This window comes from Pseudoalteromonas piscicida, assembly GCF_002208135.1.
GTDB classification, from domain to species: Bacteria; Pseudomonadota; Gammaproteobacteria; order Enterobacterales; family Alteromonadaceae; genus Pseudoalteromonas; species Pseudoalteromonas piscicida_A.
Window position 1 is genome coordinate 1,065,147 of sequence record NZ_CP021646.1, and the last position, 21,458, is coordinate 1,086,604.

A 21,458-nucleotide genomic window follows, 5' to 3' on the forward strand; every position below is an offset into this window, starting at 1 on the left:
CAGTCAAGCCTCCTCACCTAAAGAAGCTAAAAAAGAAATATGTGTTGCTGTTGCGTGTGATGAAATTCATTTATTCAAACCTTACTTTGAAGCTGAATACATTATTAGCATAGAACTAAACGAGAAAACAAGTACTACTTTGGACTAATGGGAAAAACCTAAGTCATCTGGCAGATAGACGCACAATCTCAGTGGATTAAGTACGTTAATCAAACGTAACTTATTGGCGAGTCGAAAAATATTCTGGTATATTCGAGCAACACCACCACTGTAAATAAAAGAATAGGTTAACTTGTGGGCAATCGTCGTCCCCCATCAAGATATGGTGCAAGCTCTTTAAGTGTTAAATTGTCTATGCTGATTTCGGCTGTGTGTCTGATCGCAGGCGTTTTTGCTGCGGCATTGATGCTAAAATCAGAAGAAAAGCAGTTGATCTATGAAGAGTATGATGAGCTCAAACGTTTTAGTGCGCAAGTTAATAATCAGTTCTCAAATTACCTCGACCTTAAAGCCAACTTGGCCGAACAAGCCAATTCAGTGGTTTCCAAACATCTACTTTATGGTGTTCAAGATTTAGCTGGTGCACAAGCTAGCGTCGATAAACGTGGTGAAAATTTAGCGAGCACAGCTAAAAATGGCCTCTCAGCAGCTATGTATACCGGTGATTTAAAATTGCAGTCAGTGCAAAAGTTATTTTCTGAATCTGAATTGCTCTGGAACATTCTTGCGCCCCCACTTTTACAGGATTTCTTTAATTTTTACCTGTCTACAAAAGACGGATTTGTCCGCGTTGCGCCACCTAATGCCCTATTAGCGAAAGACCCAAGGTTGATAAATAATCAGCTTCATAACTTGCCTGTTTTACATGCTGAACAAAACCCAACGAGAGAAGCGGTATGGTCTGGCGTGTATTTTGATCGGGTTTGGAATAAGTGGGTGGTGAGCATCTTGGTGCCCTTATATCTAAATGACAAATACCTTGGGTTAACTGGTAGTGATATAGAGCTGGCCACCTTGCTCGAAAAGTTACCGAAATCTGACCATCAACAAGGCTTTATTGTTTTTGATAAACAGGGGCGATTATTGGCAGCTCCCGGCCTGTTTAAGACCACAGCCACAACCGGACAGTTGTTAGACCATAACAAGCTACCCGAAGACTTGAGTAAAATAGTACAAACAGCACTCAATACTAAGCTGCCAAATATCCAAGATGAATTTAGGTATAAAGACAATTGGCACATTATGCACGTGACCCATATTGCCAATTTAGATTGGTACATTGGAATTTATAAGAAGCGGGCGTCGGCGATCTCGGCAATTGAAGAGCTTAAAGTAAAGTTTTTTGGTCTGTTTATTCTATATGCCATTTTTGTCGCAATATTACTGCATCAGGTTTTGTATCAGCTGGTGCTCAAGCGCATCAATGCGCTCGTTAAAGCGATAAAGGGGTTTGGTCGAGGGCAGTGGGATACACCAAGCTTGCCGCATACCGATGATGAAATAGGTCAATTGAACGCCTCATTTAACGACATGAGTGGTGAGATAAAACAGCTTGTAAATGGCCTAAATCAACGCATTACAGAAAAGGAAATCGCTGAAAAAGCGGCAAACCGTTTGTCAAAAGCCGTGGCTTTCTCCGGCACAGGCGTTGTACTGACCAATGAGCATTTTCAAATTGAGTACGTCAATCCAAAAATGCAGGAAATGACAGGCTACGATGAGCAGCATTTTATTGGCTCTCCGCTTTTGAGTATTATTTCAAAAGACATGGCGATTTTAATTGATGATATCGATATCGACTTGCGCAGCCGCAATCATTGGCGTGGGGATACTATGCTGGCGGGTAACAAAGAGGCGCCTATTTGGGTCAGTTTGAGTGTGTCACCTATCCGTGAAGAAGGTGGTGCAATTTCAAGTTATGTTGCCTCCGCTCAAGATATTTCTTTTGTAAAAGAAAGCCAGCGCAAGATGGAAGAATTGGCTTACTTTGATACCTTAACCGGCCTTGCTAACCGAACATTTTTCAGAATGCAGTTGCGTAAATCTATGGCACTTGCGGAGCGCGGACATTACGCTTTTGCTCTATTCTATTTTGATTTAGATGAATTTAAACGCATCAATGATACTTTGGGGCACGACGCTGGCGACCGCTTATTACTTGAAGTAGCAACGAGATTGAAGAAACGGCTCCGCGCAGAAGACACCATCGCCAGATTAGGTGGAGATGAGTTTGCTGTGTTACTGAGCGGCATCAATGAGCGAGAAAATGCTATGGAAGTTGCCAATATCATTCAAAAGACGCTGGCGGAGCCAATTAAGTTAGGCAACAACGAAGTGATTGTCAGCGCGAGTATTGGTATCACCATGGCACCGTTTGATAGCCAGGAAGAAGAGCAGCTGCTTAAACATGCCGATTTGGCAATGTATCAGGCCAAAGCAAAAGGGCGAAACACTTACCATTTCTATAGCCAAGATTTAGACGAAGCAGCCAATGAGCGCCTATATATAGAAAACGAACTGCGTATCGCAATTAAAACACAACAATTTACCTTGCACTATCAGCCACAAGTTAACAGTGAAAGTGGCGAGGTAGTAGGCTACGAAGCACTAATTCGCTGGTTTCATCCAAGCGAGGGGGCCATTCCACCAAGTAAGTTTATTCCAATAGCTGAAGCGACAGGATTAATCGTAGAGCTTGGCGCATGGGTGTTAGAGGAAGCCTGTCATTTCTCTCGTCGTTTAAAAGCCGCTGGCAAGATTGCCAATATATCCATCAACCTATCTGCGAGGCAGTTTAAAGACGCGCAACTGATCAGTACGCTGTCAGATATTATAGATAGAACTGAGATGGAGCCAACTCTACTGCACCTTGAACTCACCGAAAGTATGCTGATGGGAGACGTAGAAGCGGCAATTATACAACTGGGAGATATTAAAGCGCTTGGTGTTTCATTGTCTATTGATGACTTTGGTACAGGCTATTCTTCTTTGAGTTATATTAAACGCTTTCCTGTCGATATACTTAAAATCGACCGCTCCTTTGTGAAGGATATTCCTGAAGATCCGAATGATATGGAAATCACAGCTGCTATCATCGCGATGGCACAGAAATTGAATTTGCAGGTTATCGCGGAAGGGGTGGAAACTGAGGCTCAGATGACGTTCTTGGCGAAAAATAACTGCCATATTGTGCAAGGCTATTACTACAGCCCGCCCCTGAGTGAAGCCGAGATTTTGAGGTTTGCCCCTGCTGTATAGCGGTTCAGCCCCACAAGTTTGGGGCTGAAAATAGTAAGGCTTTAGCCGCCAGCGATTTTTACTTTGAAGCCTTGGCCTTCTAATAATTGCTTAAGCTTTTCTCTATCATCACCTTGAATTTCAATGATGCCTTCTTTAATTGCACCCCCTTGACCCATTTTAGATTTAAGCGATTTAGCCAATTTTTTTAGATCATGCTGTTCACTATCGATGCCAACGACAAGCATAACTCCTTTGCCTTTGCGCCCTTTAGTTTGTCTTTCAATACGAACGGCACCGTCTTTAAAAACTTTCCCTTGTACTTTTTGTTTTGGTTCTTTGGTGTCAATACGGCCTACATCTGTGGAGTACACAAGTCTTGATTCTGACATTAATTCTGGTCCTCTTGCGGGTTCTTTGCAGAGATCATAGCAAAAAGCAGATTAGATGTTTTTTATTTTTTGCTAAATGATTTTTAAGCGTTATATTTAAATTGGTGAGAGGAAACAAATCAAAATAATTTAGGAGCTTAATGATGAGCTTGAGTAAAAACGCTTCTGCTGATGGTAAGACATTGACCATTCAAATTAGAGGCAAGTTTGACTTTAATTTGGTGCAATCGTTTCGTCAGGCGTATGCTGAGGTAAATGATCAAACCGAAAAAGTTGTTGTTGATCTGCGCGACACCGATTATATGGACAGCTCCGCTTTGGGTATGCTGTTAAATATGAAAAAGACGCTGGGAAGCTCGGTTTCTAGCATTCAAATTAGTAATTGTCGTCCACAACTTAAGAAAATCCTCCAGATCTCTCGTTTTGATAAGAAGTTTGATATTGACTGATCGCCGATAGATTGAACCCTCATGAATATCTTGGTAGTCGACGATCAGGTATTAAACTGTAAGCTGCTCAAGGCAATGCTTGAGCAACAATTTTACACCGTTTTTTGCGCGCATAATGGTCGTGATGCGTTAACGATCCTCGAAAGTCAGGACATTGACATCGTGCTGTTAGATGTTGTGATGCCGGTTATGGATGGCTTTGAGACCGCTCCAAAAATAAAGCAATATGCGGGCGACGTATATCTCCCTATTATCTTTATCACCGCACTTGAAGATCAAAGTAGTTTTGAAAAATGTCTTGCTGTAGGTGGCGATGACTTTATTCATAAGCCGTTTGATAAAGTGATTTTATCGGCCAAAATCAAAGCACATGCAAGGACACGTAGGCTCAGCCAACAAAGTAACGAGCAGCGTCGACAACTCGAATATCACTATAACCAGATAGAGCGAGAGCACGAGATTGTTGAGCACATCTTTAGTAATGCGCTTGCGCAGCAATCTGAATATCCTGAGATTTGCGAATACCACTTGTCACCCGCATCAATGTTTAATGGCGATATGTTTTTAATGGCTAAGAGCCCGATGGGTGGCTTTTATTGTTTACTAGGAGATTTTACCGGCCATGGCTTGGCAGCTGCAGTCGGTGCGCTTCCCGCATCGCGCATTTTCTATACTATGGTTCAAAAGGGGATGGCGGTAAGTGATATAGCCGTTGAACTCAATACTGCCCTCAATGAGTTGTTACCTGGCCACATGTTTTGCGCAGCAGCGATTATCGAATTGAGCAGCTCAGGGAAAAGTGTTTCCGCTTGGCTTGGTGGTTTGCCTGATCTTTATCTGATAGACCAAGATGGTAATCTTATTAAAACGATAGAGAGCCAACATATGGCACTCGGCATTTTAGAAGTCGATGAGTTTGAACGTAATCTGCTGCATTTTGAAGTTAGCCCCGATCAACGACTCGTGATGGCGACAGATGGCATCATCGAATCTGAGTCTGAGCGAGGTGAAATGTATGGCGAACGACGGCTGAAGCGTTTGCTAGCGAGTAGACAACATATTTCCACGGATCAAATTATCTCCGAAGTTCGCGAGTTTTCTGGTCATACGGAGCAACAAGATGACTTAAGTATCGCGATTATTAATTGCGTTGCCAGCGAGTCAATTGTTTCTGCTCCTCATCATTATTCCAGCTTGCCGTTCAATATTTCGTTATCTTTAGATGCCAAGCAGATGAAAACTACAGATCCGGTACTTGAGCTGGTGGATTTACTTAGTGAAGTTGACGGTATTTCAGCGCACCGCTCAAACATATTCTTATTACTCTCTGAGGCCTACAACAATTCTTTAGACCATGGTGTGCTGGGGCTAGATTCTGAAATCAAAAATAAAGAAGATGGCTTTTTCGAATTCTATAGTCTGCGAGAGAGTGTTTTGAAGGAGTTAAAAGAAGCGCTCATTATTATTTCAGTGCGTTATAGTCCCGAAGAGCTAAAGCTATATTTCAACATTTGTGATTCAGGTAATGGTTTTGAATCAAGCGAGCGTAACAAAGCGCAACAAGAACATAGTCATGGTCGGGGTGTTAGCTTACTTAACGAAATTGCCCAAAGCGTTAGCTACAATAGCGCTGGAAATGAAGTAGAAATGGTTTATTCTCTCACCTCTAAATCGGTCTAAATTCCACTCAAACGTATTTCATCTCTGCTTTAGATTCAGTATCTATTGGTATTGCGCTATGTACCTGTATTTTAGTGTTGGCAAGGTATAAAGAGCGTGGTAGAGTTGTATTAACTTTAGATGTTTAGATGGCTAAAATGTCGAATTATATTTCATTGAGTGGATTGTCTATCTCTTACGAGTTGCTTTTACAGCAATTAGAAAAACTAGATACTTATATAGAGCGAAATTCAAGCAGTGCGGTTTGGTCATATCAGATCCCTGAGCTTGGAGAAGGAGGCGCTTGCAGCTTGTTTGGACACCTTCAGGAAGCACCTTTTTTATTGAGTGACCATGTTGAAATTAACGCGGCCAATGAACAATCGCTTGCCAAGCTGCAAACGATAGTGTCAGCGGTCGTTGAATTTACAGGTGTTGATTGGTTTGGCATATACCAAACTAGAGCGACAGATGAAGGGAAACAACTCCTCAAATTAGCGTACTCTGGCGCGCCGAGTAGACCGTTATTTCCGATTACTGAGGCTTTTGCCGCTACTTCAAATAATATCCAAACCGTGTTGAGCGCTAAAGCTCGAGTGATTAATGACATTCCTCAATATGTCGCCAGTGGTGGAGAGTACTACACTTGCGATCCAAAGGTAAAAGCGGAAACCTGTTTGCCATTATTTGATGATGCTCAAAATTGTATTGGAATTATTGATGCAGAAGCGTTCTCTGAGTCATTTTTCAACGAAGAAATTTTAGCATTGCTTGCAGCTGCATGTACGAGAATTCCTGAATATTTACCCGAATAATTGTAGGATAGTGGGGCTGTAAACTTGAGGAATATGCGGTGCTACTAAGTTTACAAAAATGAATAAAATTCTAGACAAATATGGTAACTGAGAAGCAAGTCTCTATGTTACCATCAAGTCTACTGGAATCGGGCGTCAGCCGCTCGAGTTTGCATTAATTAAAATAAAAGAGATAAGCCATGTTCTCAGAGCTAAAACCACTTCCAACAGATCCTATTTTAGGCCTGATGGCCGCTTATAAACAGGACACTAACCCAAACAAAATTGACCTTGGTGTAGGTGTTTATAAGGACGAGCAGGGAAACACGCCGGTACTTAGAGCGGTTAAAAAAGCGGAAGCGTTTCGTTTAGAAAACGAAACGACAAAATCTTATATTGGTTTGGCTGGTAACTTAGACTTCTGTCAAAAGATGGAAACGCTGTTACTTGGAGAGCATAGTACACTATTGGCAAACCGTGTACGTACGGCGCAAGCTCCGGGTGGTACTGGCGCATTGCGTGTTGCTGCCGAATTTATTAAACGTTGCAACACCAATGCAACTGTTTGGGTTACGACTCCAACTTGGGCAAATCACATCAGCCTATTTGAAGCTGCTGGTCTAACAGTCAAAGAGTATCCTTACTACGACTACGAAAACAAAGGTTTGCTATTTGATGAGATGATCAATGCACTGAAACAAGTACCTAAAGGTGATGTGGTACTACTTCATGCATGTTGTCATAACCCAAGTGGTATGGACTTAAATCAAGCGCAATGGAAAGTGGTTGCTGAACTTGCAAAAGAGCAAGGCTTTACGCCATTAATTGATATTGCATACCAAGGTTTTGGTACTAGCCTTGAAGAAGATGCACAAGGCCTTAGAACGGTTGCAGATACGGTGGATGAAATGATCATCTGTTCATCTTGCTCTAAGAACTTTGGTCTATACCGCGAGCGTATCGGTGCGTGTTCAATCATTGCAAAAGACAGTGCAACTGCCGATGTTTCAAACTCAGTATTACTTAGTGTTGTTCGTAGTATTTATTCAATGCCTCCTGCGCACGGTGCTGATATTGTAAATACCATTCTAAGCAGTACAGAACTTACACAAATGTGGTACGACGAGCTTGATGAAATGCGCGGTCGTATCAATGGCCTACGTACTTTAATCAAAGAAAGTCTAGCAGCAAAAGGTGTTGAGCAAGACTTCTCGTTCATCGACCGTCAGCACGGTATGTTCTCTTTCTTAGGTATTAATAAAGAGCAAATTGACAGACTTCGCACCGAATATGCTATCTATATGGTAGGTTCTAGCCGCGTTAACGTAGCTGGTGTAAGCAAAGACAATATTGATTACTTTGCTGATGCAGTTGCAAGCGTGATTAAATAATATCACGCTACACAGAACAAAATAAAAAACCGCAAAAGCTGCGGTTTTTTATTTTCACTTAGGCTTGCTTAATTTTGGTCACTTTATCTGAATCTGACGCTTTTTCGTCTTCAGATTTGTTTTTCGTATTAGCCTTCGGTGCTGCTTTGCCACCCTTTAACACAGATACAAAGTCATCTTTTTGTTTTGCAATTTCAAGCGCTAGGGATTCAATTTGTTGCTCACTCAGCGGCACGTCAACTTTCGTTAGCATGTCTTCCAATGCTTCAGCTACATCTAGCATCTTATCATAAGCATCAGCTTCTTTTTTAGACGTGAAAGTCATACGCTCGACTCCATTTCTTTCAACAACATATTTGATGATAACGGCCATGGTTATTCCCCTAGTCACTGTTTTTTTATACAGTAAATCGGATTGAGTTATTAAGCAAGCTATTTTGAAAAATTTTCAAGTGGCGATGAGCGAGAGGAAATTAATTAAGGCTATAAAAAACAACAAATTAAGGTTTATTTTGATTTTTAAAAGAATGAATGTTTTTTGACAAAGTCAATGTCCCGATCTTTATTTAACCTGAGGTTTGGATAAGGAAATAATTATCCGAAGCTCAGGTTATTTAAAAAAGCTAGTTGCAATCACCCATCGAAACGAATGCAAAAAGCTTTGGATACTTTTTACGCACAAGGAGTGTATATATGTTCAATAAATCCACCATACTTTCTATTTTATTGGCGTTAGGTTTGAGTTGTTCAAGTGTGCTCGCAAAACCAGCGGATCAAGAAAAATCAGTCTCTCAGATACAGCAGCAAAGTGCTGTACTCAATATTAATTCTGCTGATGCTTCGGCGCTTTCAAGTTTACCAGGGATTGGTATTCGTAAAGCTGAGGCCATCGTTGAGTACCGTAAGAAAATGGGGCGCTTTAAAACAACAACGGAGTTGCTGGAAGTAAAAGGAATTGGGAAAGGAATATTGGCGAAGCTGGAGGGGAAAATTAGAGTCTAGTTAGTGTTATTGTGTGCGAGCAAAGCTGCTCGCACACAGGTAGATTGAAGATTAGGGCTTATTCGACGCGTTAAATTCGTCGATTGCCTGAGTCAATTTGGGTTTGCCAAACTGTATTTCCAGTGGTGTAGTCAGTAGCGGATATATTAATCCAGCCACCAGTAAGACAGGTAATAACAGCCAGCCTTCAAATACGACCAATGAGGCAAAAAACGGTGTGAGCAGTAGCAACTTTGCTACCCTTAACACGACCTTTGTTTTCGCATCAAGATGGCTAAGTGCAAGACGTAAGATCACCTGCTTGTCACGTAATTTAAACGCTCTTAGTTGCTCAATTTGGCTTAACCTAAAATGCATGAATGTGATATCTCAACTTTTTTTGGTAACGTGGAAAAATAAGAAAAGAATAAATGCAACACTATAAAATGCAAAGATAATCTCCATCCACCCAGGCATAGATAGTCCTGCAAACGACCAATCTATGTTGCCACAGTCACCTGTTGCAGCAAAAAAGCTTGGTAACCATTCATGAAGCGGCATAAACGCAGGAAAGTTTGGTACAAAGTCACAGGTAAAAGCAAATGGATCCGTTGTGGTTTGCATACTGATATGTTCACGGGCGATAAAATAACCCCAAATACTGCCTACACCCCAAGAAACAAATGCGAGACTACGCAGTGCGAAAGAGCGAGGAGAAATCATACCGATTAAACCAGCTGCTAATAACCCCAACATAGCAAAACGCTGATAGATGCACATAATACAGGGCTCTAAACCCATACCGTATTGAAAATACAGTGCAACGGCTTCAAAAATAGCAGCGGATAGTGCTAGCAATCCCCAAGATTGCCTAGAGAGATGAAAAGATGAAATCTTCATTATAGAGAAACCCTTTTTGTTTTATTATGCTTTATCTGGCCGCGTTAGAGCAACCTTACTTCGCAGTGTGCGCTATCTTTGCGACGATTTTTCGACTCTTGTTACCAGCAGAAGTTCGAAAATATCAAAGTAGATCAATTGATTAAGTCAATTGGTGTTAGACCGACATTCTCAGCATTTCTATTCTGACGTATTTTATTTACTCACTCACTTTTCTCCAGAGCATCGATATGAAAAGTAGCGCGCTCAATGGCTAAGCCATGCAAGATAACGTATTCAATATCGTTATAAGCCGAGACTGACTGCAAAGGGTTACTATTTAACAGCAATAGATTAGCCACTTTCCCAGCAGCGATACTGCCGTACTGGTTGTCTATCGCAAATGCTTTGGCATTATTAATGGTTGCAGCAGATAGCAGGCTAACGAGATCTACTCCAGCTTGATCCATCATCGTTAACTCTTGATAAGTCGATAAGCCCGGTTGTGAGGCATAAGTTGGTGCGGGTGGCGTATCTGAGCCAAGCAGCAAGGTTGCGCCATTTTTATATAGGTAATTTAGTGCACGTTGCCCTTGAGAGAAAACTTGCTCAAGTTTAGCCACCTTTTGTTCATTACTTATTTCACCCCAGCCTTGCCCATTTCTCGAGAAAACCAGCGACCAGGTTCACTTTGATACCAAGCAATTTGAGACGGAGGTAATACGGTACGATATTCAGACGTGAAGGTGAAAGTGTTGTCAGTCACTTTCGCCAGAGCATTCATCACATTTAATGTGGCTTGATAGGCGATGTCTTTTTCGATGATGGTATCCAGCACTGCTTTTACATTGGTTGGCAGTTCGCTTTCGCTAGGGGCTGTATTTGGCGCTAACCAGTTCCAAAGTCCATGCGCCATAATGTTGATATTGGCGTCTACAGCAAGTTGTTGCATATCAACGGCATTCGCATGTGCCATTACGGGTAACTTAAGTGAGTTTGCTGACTCGACTAACTGTTTGGCAGTTTTTTGGTTAATAAGCGGTATAGTATTGTTTTCTCCAAAGCCATCTTCAAAGTACAGTTTGGCACAAGTTGCACCGTCAGATTTCATTCGCGTTAAGGGCTGAGCTCCTCGGTGAGAGTGCGCTTGAGATGGCGTTAGCTCATGAGCAGGGTCGCCGTGTTGTGCAGCAAAGTAGGGTTTATGTTGATGTAACTTTGAGTAACTAAGGCCTTCAGCGTTGTAGCCTTGGTAAACCGGCATTGCGCCACAAAAATAGGCGTCGGGTGCGGGGCCATTCGCTGTAAATTCGGTCATGCCGGTAGCAGTGTTTGACGGGTCAATAACTTGTGTGACGCCATAGTAAAGATAATTAGCGCCTTGCCGTTTTAAAAATGCTGCTTGCATTTGAGTAGCGTTAGGGGAAGTGTTAAGCAATCCCGGCATTGTTTTTAGGTGGACATGGCTATCGGTTAACCCTGGTATGAGGTATTGACCATGAGCATCAATGACCTTTGCTGCATCCGGTTTTTGACTTGAGTCAGAGACTTGTATAATTTTGCCATCTTGGATGGCGAGCCAATGATTGGAAATGATATCGACTTGGTGCTTATCAATAGGATTTAAAATGGTAGCATTGTCGATACGAAGGTCTACTGCTGCAAATAATGCATTAGAAGACAGGGTGCAAAAGACCGTAAATATTAATGTTTGTTTTTTCATAATGAAAACCAGTTAGTGTCGTATTAGATGCCTTCGAGCATAACTGGCGAGGTACTTTGTGTTTTAATTTTCATATAAAATAACTCTGAAATTTTTCTTAATTTAATTAAAACTATAATAATCAATAATGTAAGGTGTTCTGGGGTTGAAAAATTTGCTTTTGGGAAATTGGCTTGTTGTGCCTAAATTGAACCAGATTGTGGAGTATCCGACTGGCCGTGAATATACCGTCACCCCAAAAGTGATGAAATTACTGTTGGTGTTGGTCGATGCGAAAGCTGAGCCTCTGAGTATTGATAACCTCGTCGAGTTAGTGTGGCACCCTAAAGTGGTGTCTGACAACTCGGTCTATCAAGCTATCGCGCAGTTAAGAAAGATTTTAAACACAGATCCGCAATACGAAGAATATATAGAAAGAATATCAGCTCAAGGCTACCGCATTCATCCAAACATTCTGCTTAGAGAGCATAAAGCGGCTGTGATGCCAGTAAGTAATAAGCGAATTTGGCTGCTTGCTGTCGCCATTACGTTGCTCGCACTGGTTGCTTTTTGTGCTTTTTATATTCAAATTGATCAAAAGCACAAGGCACAAAACAACCCGTATTTTGATGAGATCACCCTTGCCACACACCTATCCCAAAGTACAGCGGTGGAAGAGTTGGCGCGAGCGAAAACGATTTATCAACAAGTGTTATCTAAACAAAGTGACAATGTCGAGGCACTCAGTGGCTTATGTAATGCTTTTATGGGGCTCAGCGTATATGGCGCGGTGTCAGAGTACGAATCGCTTGCTTTGTGCCGCCCTCTGTTAGAGAAGGCCCGCACTTTAGATGCTAAAAATATTGAAGTGATAACCTCTCTTGCACGCTTTGCGGTGATGGAGAATGAAATTGAACTAGCACAGGATTATTTTAAGCGCGGATTTGAGATCTCAACCAAGCATGCTCGCCTATGGCATTGGTATGGTCGATTTCTTCGGGACCAACACAAAATACCCGATGCGATTGCTGCGCATAAACAAGCGTATCAGTTAGCACCAAACGATGCGGTTATTATCCGAGGATTAGCCTATGCCTATTTGAATTTTAGAGAGTTAGTGCTCGCTCGAAAATATTTTGATCGTAGCGTTGCCGTTGCCCCCCACACCAAAAACAATCCGCTCTATGCGCTAGACTTTTATCCGCTTAACCAGAATAGGGCAAGCCAATATTTGCTGTGGTACCAAAACAATTACATCGATCATAGTAAATTGTACCCCGCGCAGCAGTTGAGCCACATATTAGTGTTATTGAGTTTAGGGCGAGCAGAAGAAGCTGGGGAGAAATATCGGCAAGCCGCAAATTTAGGTTCAATTTCTACAGCATTTAGACTCTATGTTGAAGCCGGGATCGCATGGCGACAAGGTAATGTCGAAAAGGCCGAAGGATTCTTAAAACAGCGATACGAGCTAGACTCAAAGGGTAATCATTATGTGATGCCTTATATTCTTGCTTTACTTGCACGGCAGAAAGTACAACCCGCGCTAACGCTTTTTGAACAGCATTTTGCTGATCTCGCGGCGCTTAAATCGCCGGAGGCAGGCAATGTAGGGCAATACCTTACTTATGCCCTGATGCTGAAACGTACAAGTCAACAAAGCAAGCTCAAGCGAGTAAAACAGTTGTTGGCACAATACCTTAATCAAGGAAATCAGCTCGATGCAGCTTTATCTCCTTACTGGTTCGCACTTAACAATGACGCAGCAGAAACACAACATGCGCTGAAGCAGCTGCTCAACACCGGTTGGTTACCCGACTACAATGATAGCTTTTTTGCCACAGATCTTTATCTCGCTTTGACATCAGACCACGAATTTAAACAAGCATGGCTGAATAAGCTTGAAATCAGACAGAGCGAGCTCTAATACGTTTGGTTACTCAGACATAAAATTTACATTGCGATTTAAAAATAGGGAGTGAATTTCCTTTGCTCTGTTTTCCGACGGCCACTAACCTTTGATATAGGCTTTTAAAAACAGGGTTCGATTGTGTTGCCTTTGAGTTTTGGTTTTCCTTAAGCTGCTTGGTTGTTTGCAAGCTACTCTCGAAAGTAAATTGCAAGAGATGTCCAATAACATTATTACACGCCGTTTTGTCTGTTTACTTCGCAGTTGTTCCGTGTGCACTTCAGGAGAAGCATTTGAGTTATACAAAATGAAAGCAGGGGCAGGATGGTCTGATGAGGAGCAGTTTGTTTACATTAACAGCTCAGTGTTTAGCGAAGATGAGCTCGTTATAGCCAAGCCTATATTGCCTTAAGTGAGTCCTAAATCTCATACTGCATCACAATCTCACCTGCATTGAACATGGCTATTTTCAGCTAGGGTGATTTGTAGCTTGTTAGTTGAGCTTCATCTGGTACAATCAGTGGATTAACAAGCACAACCTGCCAATCAAGGCATTGATGTAATAATAAAGTGGTGTGAGATGAGAATTTTCAAAGCCAAGAGCCCAGCTGGATTTGCTGAAGAATATATTGTTGAGTCAATTTGGAACGGCGAATTCCCTCCGGGATCCATTCTACCTGCTGAGCGTGAGCTTTCTGAACTCATTGGTGTAACAAGAACAACACTGCGCGAAGTATTACAAAGGCTAGCTCGTGATGGCTGGTTGACTATCCAACATGGTAAGCCAACCCGAGTAAATAACTTTTGGGAAACGTCAGGGCTTAATATTTTAGAAACCTTAGCGCGTCTTGATGAAGATAAGATGCCTGAGTTGACCGACCAGCTACTGTCAGCGCGCACCAACATTAGTGCAATCTATACGCGTGCGGCGATAAAATTCAATCCGCAGCGTGTTATTGATATTTTGTCTAAGCATGAAGAGCTGGAAGATACCGCAGAAGCGTTTGCTGATTATGACTACCAAGTTCACCATGAACTGGCAGGCGCTGGGCAAAACAAAATTTATGTGCTTATTTTAAATGGCTTCAGAGGCTTATACTCAAAAATTGGTTGTCATTACTTCTCTGATTCAAGAACGCGAGGACTGGCGAGACAGTTCTATGCAGATTTAACCAAACTGGCGGAAAATCAAGAGCACGATGGGGCTATTTCATTGATGCGTAAGTATGGTCATCAGTCGGGTGAAATTTGGCAGCAGATCCGTGGCGATATGCCAGAAAATATCATGGACTAATATCCACTGATTGATAGGCATGTTAAAGAGGCTTCTTCGTGAAGCCTTTTTTGATCTCCGAATAGCATCCTGAGTGGAGGTATTTTCGTCTCATCGAATTTATAGATTAGTGCTATCGGTTAATTCGATTGTTAATTATGGCACTTGCCAAATACACTAGGCGCAGTTTTTGGCAGTGAGAATGACAAAGATACTTTGGTTATGAATTTAGCTAGGGTTGTTTTTTCACAAGCACGCCACAATATTATGAACAAGATATTTGGTCTCTACACGAGATACCAAATAAGATTGGAAATAAACCTAACTATTGGAGATAAAAATGGGTGTATTAGTAGGCCGCAAGGCACCAGACTTTACAGCAGCAGCAGTACTAGGTAACGGTGAGATCGTAGATAGCTACAACCTGCACGAGCGTATTAAAGGTAAAAAAGCGGTTGTTTTCTTTTACCCACTAGACTTCACGTTTGTTTGTCCTTCAGAGCTAATCGCGTTCGACAAGCGTTACGAAGAGTTCCAGAAGCGTGGTGTTGAAGTGATCGGTGTTTCTATCGATTCTCAATTCTCACACAACGCATGGCGTAACACTCCAGTAAACGAAGGCGGTATCGGTCAAGTTAAATACGATCTAATCGCTGATGTTAAGCACGAAATCTGTCAAGCATATGACGTTGAGCACCCAGAAGCTGGTGTTGCTTTCCGTGGTTCTTTCCTAATCGATGCTGAAGGTAATGTACGTCACCAAGTAGTTAACGACCTACCACTAGGCCGTAACATCGATGAAATGCTTCGCATGGTTGATGCACTAGCATTCCACGAAGAGCACGGTGAAGTATGTCCAGCTGGTTGGACTGAAGGTAAAGCAGGTATGGATGCAAGCCCTGAAGGTGTTGCTAAGTTCCTATCTGAAAACGAAGGCGCACTATAATTTAGTGTCGACTTTGTGATATCTCGCTGATATCAAAAAGAAACCCGCCAATTGGCGGGTTTTTTAATGGCTACTGATACCTCAATAGCTTTCTCAGGGTAAAACTTTGACTACTCGGCTACCTTGCCTACTTTAGCAAGTGCCATGCTAGTTAAAGTTGATAAACTGACCCAGTGATTTTATCAGTTGAATGCTTAGGTAAGCGGCAAATAAACTGATCACGGGAGTTGCGAGCAGACTCAGAAATTCGAGTTCATTAATCATTAGTCTCTTCCTTTTTTTCTTGCTCGTTGTTATTGGTTGTTTGAAACGCTTTCTCTAAAGACTGTTTGGTCTCAATTTTTATTTTTTCGAGATTCGCTTTGATTGACTCAGTGACAGCTTGCGTCACTTTGGTTTTTACTTCTTGAAGTAATGAAGCATCAACTTCTGCAGCTGTTGTTGTCATGCTTGCTGTAAACAGTAAAGTTGTCATGGTGATTTTCGCTAAAGTAGTCATAATAAGTTTCCTTGTAATTTGTTAGTCGCAATAACTATTACAAAGGTTGTGCCAAAATGAGTTTAATTTTTATCTTATTGATTTTTATGTGCTTTAGTTTTTACTTGGCACAGGTGAATTAATGGGGTGGTGAATTTGACCAGTGCAGTATGGGTGAAATGGCTAAGATTTAGTTAAATTTATTAAGGCTGGATTAAGCGAAGTAAGAAAGGATAAAAAACAATGTTTGGGCCGAATTAACGGCCAAAGTTAGGGTCATCAGGTAAGTCAACCAAGATTAATACAGCCCCTTTACCGCCATATTCTAAAGGTGCTTGGTGCATCGCCAGTATATCTGGATGCTGGACAAGATACTGCGGTACTTTATGCTTAAGCACACGCTCACCAATTCCATGCACCACGCACGCACAGGCAATATGCTGCTTCTTACAAGCATGAATTAATGCTGCTAGTTCTTGTTTTACCGTTTCTTTATTTAGCCCGTGTAAATCTAAGATGAGTTCGGGCGCGTAGTCACCACGCCTTAGCTGCTTTGCTAAATAGCGATCAGCTCCGGGCTTTACGAAGTTGATGGTTCCCGACGTATCAATATCAGGAATATACTCGTCAGAAAAGTAAAACTCAGATTGCTGCTGCTTGACTTGTTGCTTCAGCTCAATGCTCTGAATTTTTTTCTTTTGTTTGAGCTGCACCTGATCTTGTTTGAGGGGTTTTACACCATTCAAAGACTCACGAAACATCGCGAAATCGTCATTTAGGTCAGCATTAGTGTTAGATTCTCTGTTCATGGTGGCATTTTAAATAAAAAAAGCATAAAAACCTAGCTTAAAAACCGCTACAATAGCGCCATATTGTTTGATCTTTAGAGAGTCACCATGACGGAAATGTCGCAACCACTTATTACCGAAGAAATGGCCGTTGAAGCCTTTCAAGACTTACATACCATTCAGGACTGGGTACGCTGGACAGCGAGCCAGTTTGTGAGTAACGAGGTATTTTTTGGTCATGGTACGGATAATCCTTGGGACGAAGCGGTCAGTTTAGTGCTTCCGGTGCTGCATATGCCAATTGATGCCCCCAAAGAAATCATGCATGCACGCATGACGCAGAGTGAAAAAGCGCATCTGATGGAGTTTATCAAAGCACGTATCGAGCAGCGTATTCCCGTCGCCTACTTAACCAATCAAGCTTGGTTTGCTGGTATGCCGTTTTATGTTGATGAGCGCGTATTAGTACCACGCTCACCATTTGCAGAGTTAATCGCAAAACATTTTGCCCCTTGGGTAGCTACACCAAATAAAGTAACGCGTATCTTAGATATGTGTACGGGCTCTGGTTGTATTGCGATTGCATTGGCCAAAGCATTTGAGCGCGCACAAGTAGACGCAGTAGATATTTCTTTTGAAGCCTTAGAAGTGGCCGATCACAATATCAATCAGCATATGATGCAAGACAGAGTCTTTGCTATCCAGTCTGATGTATTTAGTGGTGTACCGGGCCAAAAGTACGATTTAATCGTAGCAAACCCTCCTTATGTTGATGCAGAAGACATGTCAGATCTGCCAGAGGAGTTCCATCATGAGCCAGAGCTTGGTTTGGCGTCAGGAGAAGATGGCCTTGATGTAACCCGCACACTACTGGCAGAAGCGGCCGCTCATCTAAATGATGATGGTTTGTTATTTGTCGAAGTTGGCAATTCTATGGTACATATGGAGCAGCAATTTCCTGAAGCACCATTTACTTGGTTAGACTTTGAGCATGGTGGTTTAGGGGTCTTTGTCGTATCCAAACAACAATTATTGGAATACTTTAAAAACTGATAGGGAGCCAATGGTCTCTATCGTCTATTTAGGAATGAGGAAAAACGATGGCAGGCAATAGCATTGGCCAATTATTTAAGGTCTCGACCTTTGGTGAAAGCCATGGCGCCGCGCTTGGTGGCGTGGTGGATGGTGTACCACCAGGGCTTGAGATCACTGAAGCTGATTTACAAATCGATTTAGATAGACGCAAACCAGGCCAAAGTCGCTACACAACGCAGCGCCGAGAAGGCGATGAGATAAAAATTCTCTCAGGTGTGTTTGAAGGCAAGACCACAGGCACGAGCATTGGATTGTTGATTGAAAATACCGATCAACGTTCAAAAGATTACTCAAACATCAAAGACTTGTTCCGTCCGGGTCATGGCGACTATACCTATTGGCACAAATACGGGCATAGAGATTATCGCGGTGGTGGTAGGTCGTCGGCACGTGAAACTGCCATTCGCGTTGCAGCAGGTGCAATTGCGAAAAAATATCTCAAACAAGTCCATGGCATCGAAATCAACGCCTGTCTTTCTCAATTAGGCCCGATTAAAGCTCAGCACTATGATTGGTCAGCGGTTGAAAACAATCCATTTTTCTTTCCCGATGAATCTAAGCTAGAAGCACTAGATGAATATATGCGTACGCTGAAAAAAGAAGGTGATTCAGTCGGCGCGAAAGTAAAAGTCGTGGCGAAAAATGTGCCCGTTGGTTTAGGTGAGCCAGTGTTCGACCGTTTGGATGCTGAGATAGCGCACTCCTTGATGAGCATTAATGCCGTAAAAGGTGTAGAGATTGGTGATGGCTTTGATGTGGTTGAGCAAAAGGGCTCTGAGCACAGAGATGAGCTAACGCCACAGGGATTTACCTCTAATCATGCAGGCGGCGTTTTAGCGGGTATTTCTACAGGGCAAGATATTATCGCGTCAATTGCGCTAAAACCGACATCAAGTATCTCGGTGCCGGGGCAGAGTATTGATACCCATAACCAACCGCAAGAAGTTGTGACGAAGGGTCGTCATGACCCATGTGTTGGTATTCGTGCCATTCCAATCGCAGAAGCCATGTTGGCTATTACGCTTATGGATCACTTATTACGTCACCGTGGTCAAAACCAAGACGTAAATTTGCCGCACAAGCCAATTCCTGGTCATGTCTAGCCAGTAGCAAGTAAGCTAATTTTGGCACAGTGATTGCTGTTCTTGGACAAATCAAGGAGAGCAATCATGATCACTTACCAAACCCACTCCGCAATTCGTACCACTGAGTCCGTTTCTGAGCAGCAAAGCCTTGCCCAAACTAAACGAGCGAATACCGCTGCGCAGGAGCAAGACTATGTCGCGGCTGCTAACTTCGCAGCGCAATCATCCCCTGTACTGGATAATAAAGTCGACGAGCCATATAAATATAAAGTGGTGGAGCGTAATCAGTCATTTCTCGAAAAGATGAGAGAAGCGGTAATGTTTAGCCGCTTAGGGGCAAATAAAGAAAAAATAGACGAATTAAAAGAGAAAATGGCAGAACTTGAAAAGCTTGCGGCTGAGGGAAAAATCTCACCTGAAGAATTAGAAGAGCGGATGGCTGCCTTACAAGAAGCGATGAGGGATGCGGTAACTCAGGAAGAAAACAAAGCGAACAAGGACACGCTAATGAGCTAATGAGGCTTAAAATAATAAAAGCCTCAACTGAGGCTTTTATTATAGCTATAAACTAACAGCGTTTAGCTGTGATATTTTTCACACGCCTCTAGCGTATTTTCGATTAAGCTTGCGACGGTCATTGGGCCCACACCACCTGGCACTGGGGTAATAAAGCTCGCGTTTTGTTCTGCGATATCGTATTGCACGTCACCTACCAGTTTGCCAGATTCTAAGCGATTAATGCCTACATCGATGACAATCGCGCCTTCTTTAACCCAGTCGCCTGGAATAAACTCAGGTTTACCAACCGCCACAACCAGTAGATCGGCACGACGCACATGGGTTTCGAGGTCCTGCGTAAATTTATGGCAAACGGTTGTAGTACAACCAGCAAGTAGCAGCTCTAGTGACATTGGGCGACCAACGATGTTTGAAGCACCAACCACAACAGCATGCATGCCTTTATAACGGACACCGGTAGAGTCGAGTAGGGTGATGATCCCTTTTGGTGTACAAGGTCTCAGTGCTGGCATTCTTTGGGCAAGGCGGCCTACGTTATATGGGTGAAAGCCGTCGACGTCTTTGTGAGGATCAATGCGCTCTAACACTTTTTCTGCGTCTAGGCCTTCAGGTAGCGGCAATTGCACTAAGATCCCATCAACTTCAGGGTCTGCATTAAGCTCATCAACAAGCGCAAGTAATTGTTCTTCGCTTGTGTCACCTGGTAAGTCGAAAGATTTAGAAACAAATCCGACTTCTTCACAGGCTTTACGCTTTGAACCAACATAAACTTGGCTCGCAGGATCCTGGCCTACTAATACCACAGCCAAGCCAGGCGCTCTTAGACCTTGCGCTAGTCTGTCTTGAACTCGTTGTGCAACAGTAGAACGAACTTGTTTCGCGATAGCTTTGCCATCAATGATGTTTGCCGTCATGATTGACCTATATTAAGGGTTAAAAAACTTGAACGATGATAGAGCCTTTAAATTCTTCTATACAAGCACTTTCATGTATTGATGAAATGATTGCTTATAAAGATGATAAAATGGGGTTGCTCTATTTATATGTCCCGTTAGTTACTACAAAGGAGGACATTTGCCCGCTATTTTCTCAAAAAACAGCCACTCCGCCAAGTTTGCATTGCGTAAAAGCAAAGGTTTTCATAATCTCTTTTGCAAAGACAGTACAAAAATTGTTTAAGTCAGCTGTTTTATCAACAGTTTGTGGTAAAATTAGGCAGTTGAAACAAAAACTAAAAAAAATATTTGACCTACTTCGGGCAAATCACTATTATGCACCCCGTTGCCAACGAGGACTCACCGATAAAAAGGTTCTTAGTTCTCCAAGGTCACAGTCGGCGATTAGCGCAGCTTGGTAGCGCACTTGGTTTGGGTCCAAGGGGTCGCAGGTTCAAATCCTGCATCGCCGACCACTTTTAAAATAAGAAAGTAGCATGAAGATGTTTACGAGTTTGCGCCCTTAGCTCAGCTGGATAGAGCAACGCCCTTCTAAGGCGTCGGTCGAAGGTTCGAATCCTTCAGGGTGCGCCATCTTATTTTAATCCACATGTAGTGGCGGCTGTAGCTCAGTTGGTAGAGCCCTGGATTGTGATTCCGGTTGTCGTGGGTTCAAGTCCCATCAGTCGCCCCATCTACATGCCAAAATTAGTCGGCGATTAGCGCAGCTTGGTAGCGCACTTGGTTTGGGTCCAAGGGGTCGCAGGTTCAAATCCTGCATCGCCGACCACTTCTACAAAATTTATATGTTCGGCGATTAGCGCAGCTTGGTAGCGCACTTGGTTTGGGTCCAAGGGGTCGCAGGTTCAAATCCTGCATCGCCGACCACTTTCTTTTCTAGTATCTCAGTCATTATTTCAAATTTACTAACTTTTAATCAATTAGCACC

22 protein-coding genes and 5 tRNA genes are annotated in these 21,458 nt (G+C 42.6%); 18 read left to right on the top strand and 9 right to left on the bottom strand.

Translation table 11 applies throughout. The features are described 5' to 3' along the window. The first annotated feature begins 294 nt into the window (after positions 1-294). Positions 295-3,258: an EAL domain-containing protein gene (locus tag B1L02_RS05075; RefSeq protein ID WP_088530170.1), complete on the top strand. Its 2,964-nt coding sequence runs from the start codon at positions 295-297 to the stop codon at positions 3,256-3,258. Positions 3,259-3,299: 41 nt separating this feature from the next. Here the strand turns inward: B1L02_RS05075 and B1L02_RS05080 are convergent, their stop codons facing one another. Further along, positions 3,300-3,629, bottom strand: coding sequence for a stress response translation initiation inhibitor YciH (locus B1L02_RS05080; RefSeq protein WP_088530171.1), 330 nt, complete (start codon positions 3,627-3,629; stop codon positions 3,300-3,302). A gap of 143 nt (positions 3,630-3,772) precedes the next feature. Between B1L02_RS05080 and B1L02_RS05085 the strand changes: the two genes are divergently transcribed. The 4 genes from B1L02_RS05085 to B1L02_RS05100 all read left to right on the top strand — a co-directional run bounded on the left by B1L02_RS05085 (position 3,773) and on the right by B1L02_RS05100 (position 7,922). Beyond that, positions 3,773-4,078 (top strand): STAS domain-containing protein, encoded by a 306-nt coding sequence (locus B1L02_RS05085; protein WP_088530172.1) that lies wholly within the window; start codon positions 3,773-3,775, stop codon positions 4,076-4,078. Positions 4,079-4,099: 21 nt separating this feature from the next. Beyond that, on the top strand, positions 4,100-5,758 hold the full coding sequence (locus tag B1L02_RS05090) for a fused response regulator/phosphatase (RefSeq protein ID WP_088530173.1): 1,659 nt from the start codon (positions 4,100-4,102) through the stop codon (positions 5,756-5,758). 128 nt (positions 5,759-5,886) lie between these two features. Further along, positions 5,887-6,552 (top strand): GAF domain-containing protein, encoded by a 666-nt coding sequence (locus B1L02_RS05095; RefSeq protein WP_088530174.1) that lies wholly within the window; start codon positions 5,887-5,889, stop codon positions 6,550-6,552. Positions 6,553-6,731: 179 nt separating this feature from the next. Beyond that, positions 6,732-7,922: an amino acid aminotransferase gene (locus B1L02_RS05100; protein ID WP_010371103.1), complete on the top strand. Its 1,191-nt coding sequence runs from the start codon at positions 6,732-6,734 to the stop codon at positions 7,920-7,922. A 58-nt stretch (positions 7,923-7,980) separates the two neighbouring features. Here the strand turns inward: B1L02_RS05100 and B1L02_RS05105 are convergent, their stop codons facing one another. Then, positions 7,981-8,295, bottom strand: a complete 315-nt coding sequence (locus B1L02_RS05105; protein ID WP_088530175.1) for a YebG family protein — start codon at positions 8,293-8,295, stop codon at positions 7,981-7,983. 320 nt (positions 8,296-8,615) lie between these two features. On the opposite strand from B1L02_RS05105, the gene B1L02_RS05110 reads away from it, so the two are divergent. Then, positions 8,616-8,924 (top strand): ComEA family DNA-binding protein, encoded by a 309-nt coding sequence (locus B1L02_RS05110; protein ID WP_088530176.1) that lies wholly within the window; start codon positions 8,616-8,618, stop codon positions 8,922-8,924. A 51-nt stretch (positions 8,925-8,975) separates the two neighbouring features. Here B1L02_RS05110 and B1L02_RS05115 read toward each other — a convergent pair whose 3' ends face one another. From B1L02_RS05115 to B1L02_RS05125, 4 genes are all read right to left on the bottom strand, one after another. Next, positions 8,976-9,281 carry a hypothetical protein gene (locus B1L02_RS05115; protein WP_088530177.1) on the bottom strand — a complete coding sequence of 102 codons (306 nt, stop codon included), beginning with the start codon at positions 9,279-9,281 and terminating at the stop codon, positions 8,976-8,978. Between the two features lie 12 nt (positions 9,282-9,293). Beyond that, positions 9,294-9,803 carry a disulfide bond formation protein DsbB gene (dsbB, locus tag B1L02_RS05120; protein WP_088530178.1) on the bottom strand — a complete coding sequence of 170 codons (510 nt, stop codon included), beginning with the start codon at positions 9,801-9,803 and terminating at the stop codon, positions 9,294-9,296. A 203-nt stretch (positions 9,804-10,006) separates the two neighbouring features. Continuing rightward, positions 10,007-10,405, bottom strand: a complete 399-nt coding sequence (locus B1L02_RS24275; protein WP_232003141.1) for an amidohydrolase family protein — start codon at positions 10,403-10,405, stop codon at positions 10,007-10,009. Between the two features lie 14 nt (positions 10,406-10,419). After that, entirely contained in the window at positions 10,420-11,505 is a 1,086-nt protein-coding gene (locus B1L02_RS05125; RefSeq protein WP_232003142.1) for an amidohydrolase family protein, read from the bottom strand. Positions 11,506-11,683: 178 nt separating this feature from the next. Between B1L02_RS05125 and B1L02_RS05130 the strand changes: the two genes are divergently transcribed. From B1L02_RS05130 to B1L02_RS05145, 3 genes are all read left to right on the top strand, one after another. Beyond that, positions 11,684-13,408, top strand: a complete 1,725-nt coding sequence (locus B1L02_RS05130; protein ID WP_232003143.1) for a winged helix-turn-helix domain-containing protein — start codon at positions 11,684-11,686, stop codon at positions 13,406-13,408. A gap of 562 nt (positions 13,409-13,970) precedes the next feature. Then, complete coding sequence (gene fadR / locus B1L02_RS05140) at positions 13,971-14,684, top strand: fatty acid metabolism transcriptional regulator FadR (RefSeq protein ID WP_010371123.1); 714 nt, start codon at positions 13,971-13,973, stop codon at positions 14,682-14,684. 319 nt (positions 14,685-15,003) lie between these two features. Continuing rightward, the gene (locus B1L02_RS05145; protein ID WP_010371125.1) at positions 15,004-15,609 is read left to right on the top strand and encodes a peroxiredoxin; all 606 of its coding nucleotides are present in this window, start codon (positions 15,004-15,006) and stop codon (positions 15,607-15,609) included. Positions 15,610-15,865: 256 nt separating this feature from the next. On the opposite strand, the gene B1L02_RS05150 is transcribed toward B1L02_RS05145, so the two are convergent. Further along, positions 15,866-16,108 (bottom strand): hypothetical protein, encoded by a 243-nt coding sequence (locus tag B1L02_RS05150; RefSeq protein WP_088530181.1) that lies wholly within the window; start codon positions 16,106-16,108, stop codon positions 15,866-15,868. 236 nt (positions 16,109-16,344) lie between these two features. Next, the gene (smrB, locus tag B1L02_RS05155) at positions 16,345-16,896 is read right to left on the bottom strand and encodes an endonuclease SmrB (protein ID WP_010371129.1); all 552 of its coding nucleotides are present in this window, start codon (positions 16,894-16,896) and stop codon (positions 16,345-16,347) included. A gap of 96 nt (positions 16,897-16,992) precedes the next feature. Here smrB and prmB point away from each other — a divergent pair, with 96 nt between their 5' ends. From prmB to B1L02_RS05170, 3 genes are all read left to right on the top strand, one after another. Continuing rightward, complete coding sequence (gene prmB, locus B1L02_RS05160) at positions 16,993-17,928, top strand: 50S ribosomal protein L3 N(5)-glutamine methyltransferase (RefSeq protein WP_151208260.1); 936 nt, start codon at positions 16,993-16,995, stop codon at positions 17,926-17,928. Between the two features lie 47 nt (positions 17,929-17,975). Then, entirely contained in the window at positions 17,976-19,073 is a 1,098-nt protein-coding gene (gene aroC / locus B1L02_RS05165) for a chorismate synthase (RefSeq protein WP_088530183.1), read from the top strand. Between the two features lie 66 nt (positions 19,074-19,139). Beyond that, complete coding sequence (locus tag B1L02_RS05170) at positions 19,140-19,571, top strand: hypothetical protein (protein ID WP_088530184.1); 432 nt, start codon at positions 19,140-19,142, stop codon at positions 19,569-19,571. A 62-nt stretch (positions 19,572-19,633) separates the two neighbouring features. Here the strand turns inward: B1L02_RS05170 and folD are convergent, their stop codons facing one another. Beyond that, entirely contained in the window at positions 19,634-20,488 is an 855-nt protein-coding gene (gene folD, locus B1L02_RS05175) for a bifunctional methylenetetrahydrofolate dehydrogenase/methenyltetrahydrofolate cyclohydrolase FolD (RefSeq protein WP_010371140.1), read from the bottom strand. 35 nt (positions 20,489-20,523) lie between these two features. Between folD and B1L02_RS05180 the strand changes: the two genes are divergently transcribed. The 6 genes from B1L02_RS05180 (at position 20,524) to B1L02_RS05205 (ending at position 21,397) form a co-directional block, all read left to right on the top strand. Continuing rightward, positions 20,524-20,931, top strand: a complete 408-nt coding sequence (locus B1L02_RS05180; RefSeq protein WP_088530185.1) for a hypothetical protein — start codon at positions 20,524-20,526, stop codon at positions 20,929-20,931. Further along, positions 20,909-20,985, top strand: a tRNA-Pro gene (locus B1L02_RS05185). Before B1L02_RS05180 ends, B1L02_RS05185 begins: the two co-directional genes overlap by 23 nt. Positions 20,986-21,026: 41 nt before the next feature. After that, positions 21,027-21,103, top strand: a tRNA-Arg gene (locus tag B1L02_RS05190). A 24-nt stretch (positions 21,104-21,127) separates the two neighbouring features. After that, a tRNA-His gene (locus B1L02_RS05195) sits at positions 21,128-21,203 on the top strand. 19 nt (positions 21,204-21,222) lie between these two features. Continuing rightward, positions 21,223-21,299, top strand: a tRNA-Pro gene (locus tag B1L02_RS05200). Positions 21,300-21,320: 21 nt separating this feature from the next. Then, a tRNA-Pro gene (locus B1L02_RS05205) sits at positions 21,321-21,397 on the top strand. Positions 21,398-21,458: the final 61 nt, after the last annotated feature.

Coding starts and splice junctions, on each gene's coding strand:
- B1L02_RS05115 (WP_088530177.1), bottom strand. CDS start 9,281: ATGCATTTTAGGTTAAGCCAAATTGAGCAACTAAGAGCGTTTAAATTA.
- B1L02_RS05080 (WP_088530171.1), bottom strand. CDS start 3,629: ATGTCAGAATCAAGACTTGTGTACTCCACAGATGTAGGCCGTATTGAC.
- B1L02_RS05125 (WP_232003142.1), bottom strand. CDS start 11,505: ATGAAAAAACAAACATTAATATTTACGGTCTTTTGCACCCTGTCTTCT.
- smrB (WP_010371129.1), bottom strand. CDS start 16,896: ATGAACAGAGAATCTAACACTAATGCTGACCTAAATGACGATTTCGCG.
- dsbB (WP_088530178.1), bottom strand. CDS start 9,803: ATGAAGATTTCATCTTTTCATCTCTCTAGGCAATCTTGGGGATTGCTA.
- prmB (WP_151208260.1), top strand. CDS start 16,993: ATGTCGCAACCACTTATTACCGAAGAAATGGCCGTTGAAGCCTTTCAA.
- B1L02_RS05180 (WP_088530185.1), top strand. CDS start 20,524: ATGATAGAGCCTTTAAATTCTTCTATACAAGCACTTTCATGTATTGAT.
- fadR (WP_010371123.1), top strand. CDS start 13,971: ATGAGAATTTTCAAAGCCAAGAGCCCAGCTGGATTTGCTGAAGAATAT.
- B1L02_RS05095 (WP_088530174.1), top strand. CDS start 5,887: ATGGCTAAAATGTCGAATTATATTTCATTGAGTGGATTGTCTATCTCT.
- B1L02_RS05150 (WP_088530181.1), bottom strand. CDS start 16,108: ATGACTACTTTAGCGAAAATCACCATGACAACTTTACTGTTTACAGCA.
- B1L02_RS05145 (WP_010371125.1), top strand. CDS start 15,004: ATGGGTGTATTAGTAGGCCGCAAGGCACCAGACTTTACAGCAGCAGCA.
- folD (WP_010371140.1), bottom strand. CDS start 20,488: ATGACGGCAAACATCATTGATGGCAAAGCTATCGCGAAACAAGTTCGT.
- B1L02_RS05105 (WP_088530175.1), bottom strand. CDS start 8,295: ATGGCCGTTATCATCAAATATGTTGTTGAAAGAAATGGAGTCGAGCGT.
- B1L02_RS05085 (WP_088530172.1), top strand. CDS start 3,773: ATGAGCTTGAGTAAAAACGCTTCTGCTGATGGTAAGACATTGACCATT.
- B1L02_RS05100 (WP_010371103.1), top strand. CDS start 6,732: ATGTTCTCAGAGCTAAAACCACTTCCAACAGATCCTATTTTAGGCCTG.
- B1L02_RS05110 (WP_088530176.1), top strand. CDS start 8,616: ATGTTCAATAAATCCACCATACTTTCTATTTTATTGGCGTTAGGTTTG.
- B1L02_RS05090 (WP_088530173.1), top strand. CDS start 4,100: ATGAATATCTTGGTAGTCGACGATCAGGTATTAAACTGTAAGCTGCTC.
- B1L02_RS05170 (WP_088530184.1), top strand. CDS start 19,140: ATGATCACTTACCAAACCCACTCCGCAATTCGTACCACTGAGTCCGTT.
- aroC (WP_088530183.1), top strand. CDS start 17,976: ATGGCAGGCAATAGCATTGGCCAATTATTTAAGGTCTCGACCTTTGGT.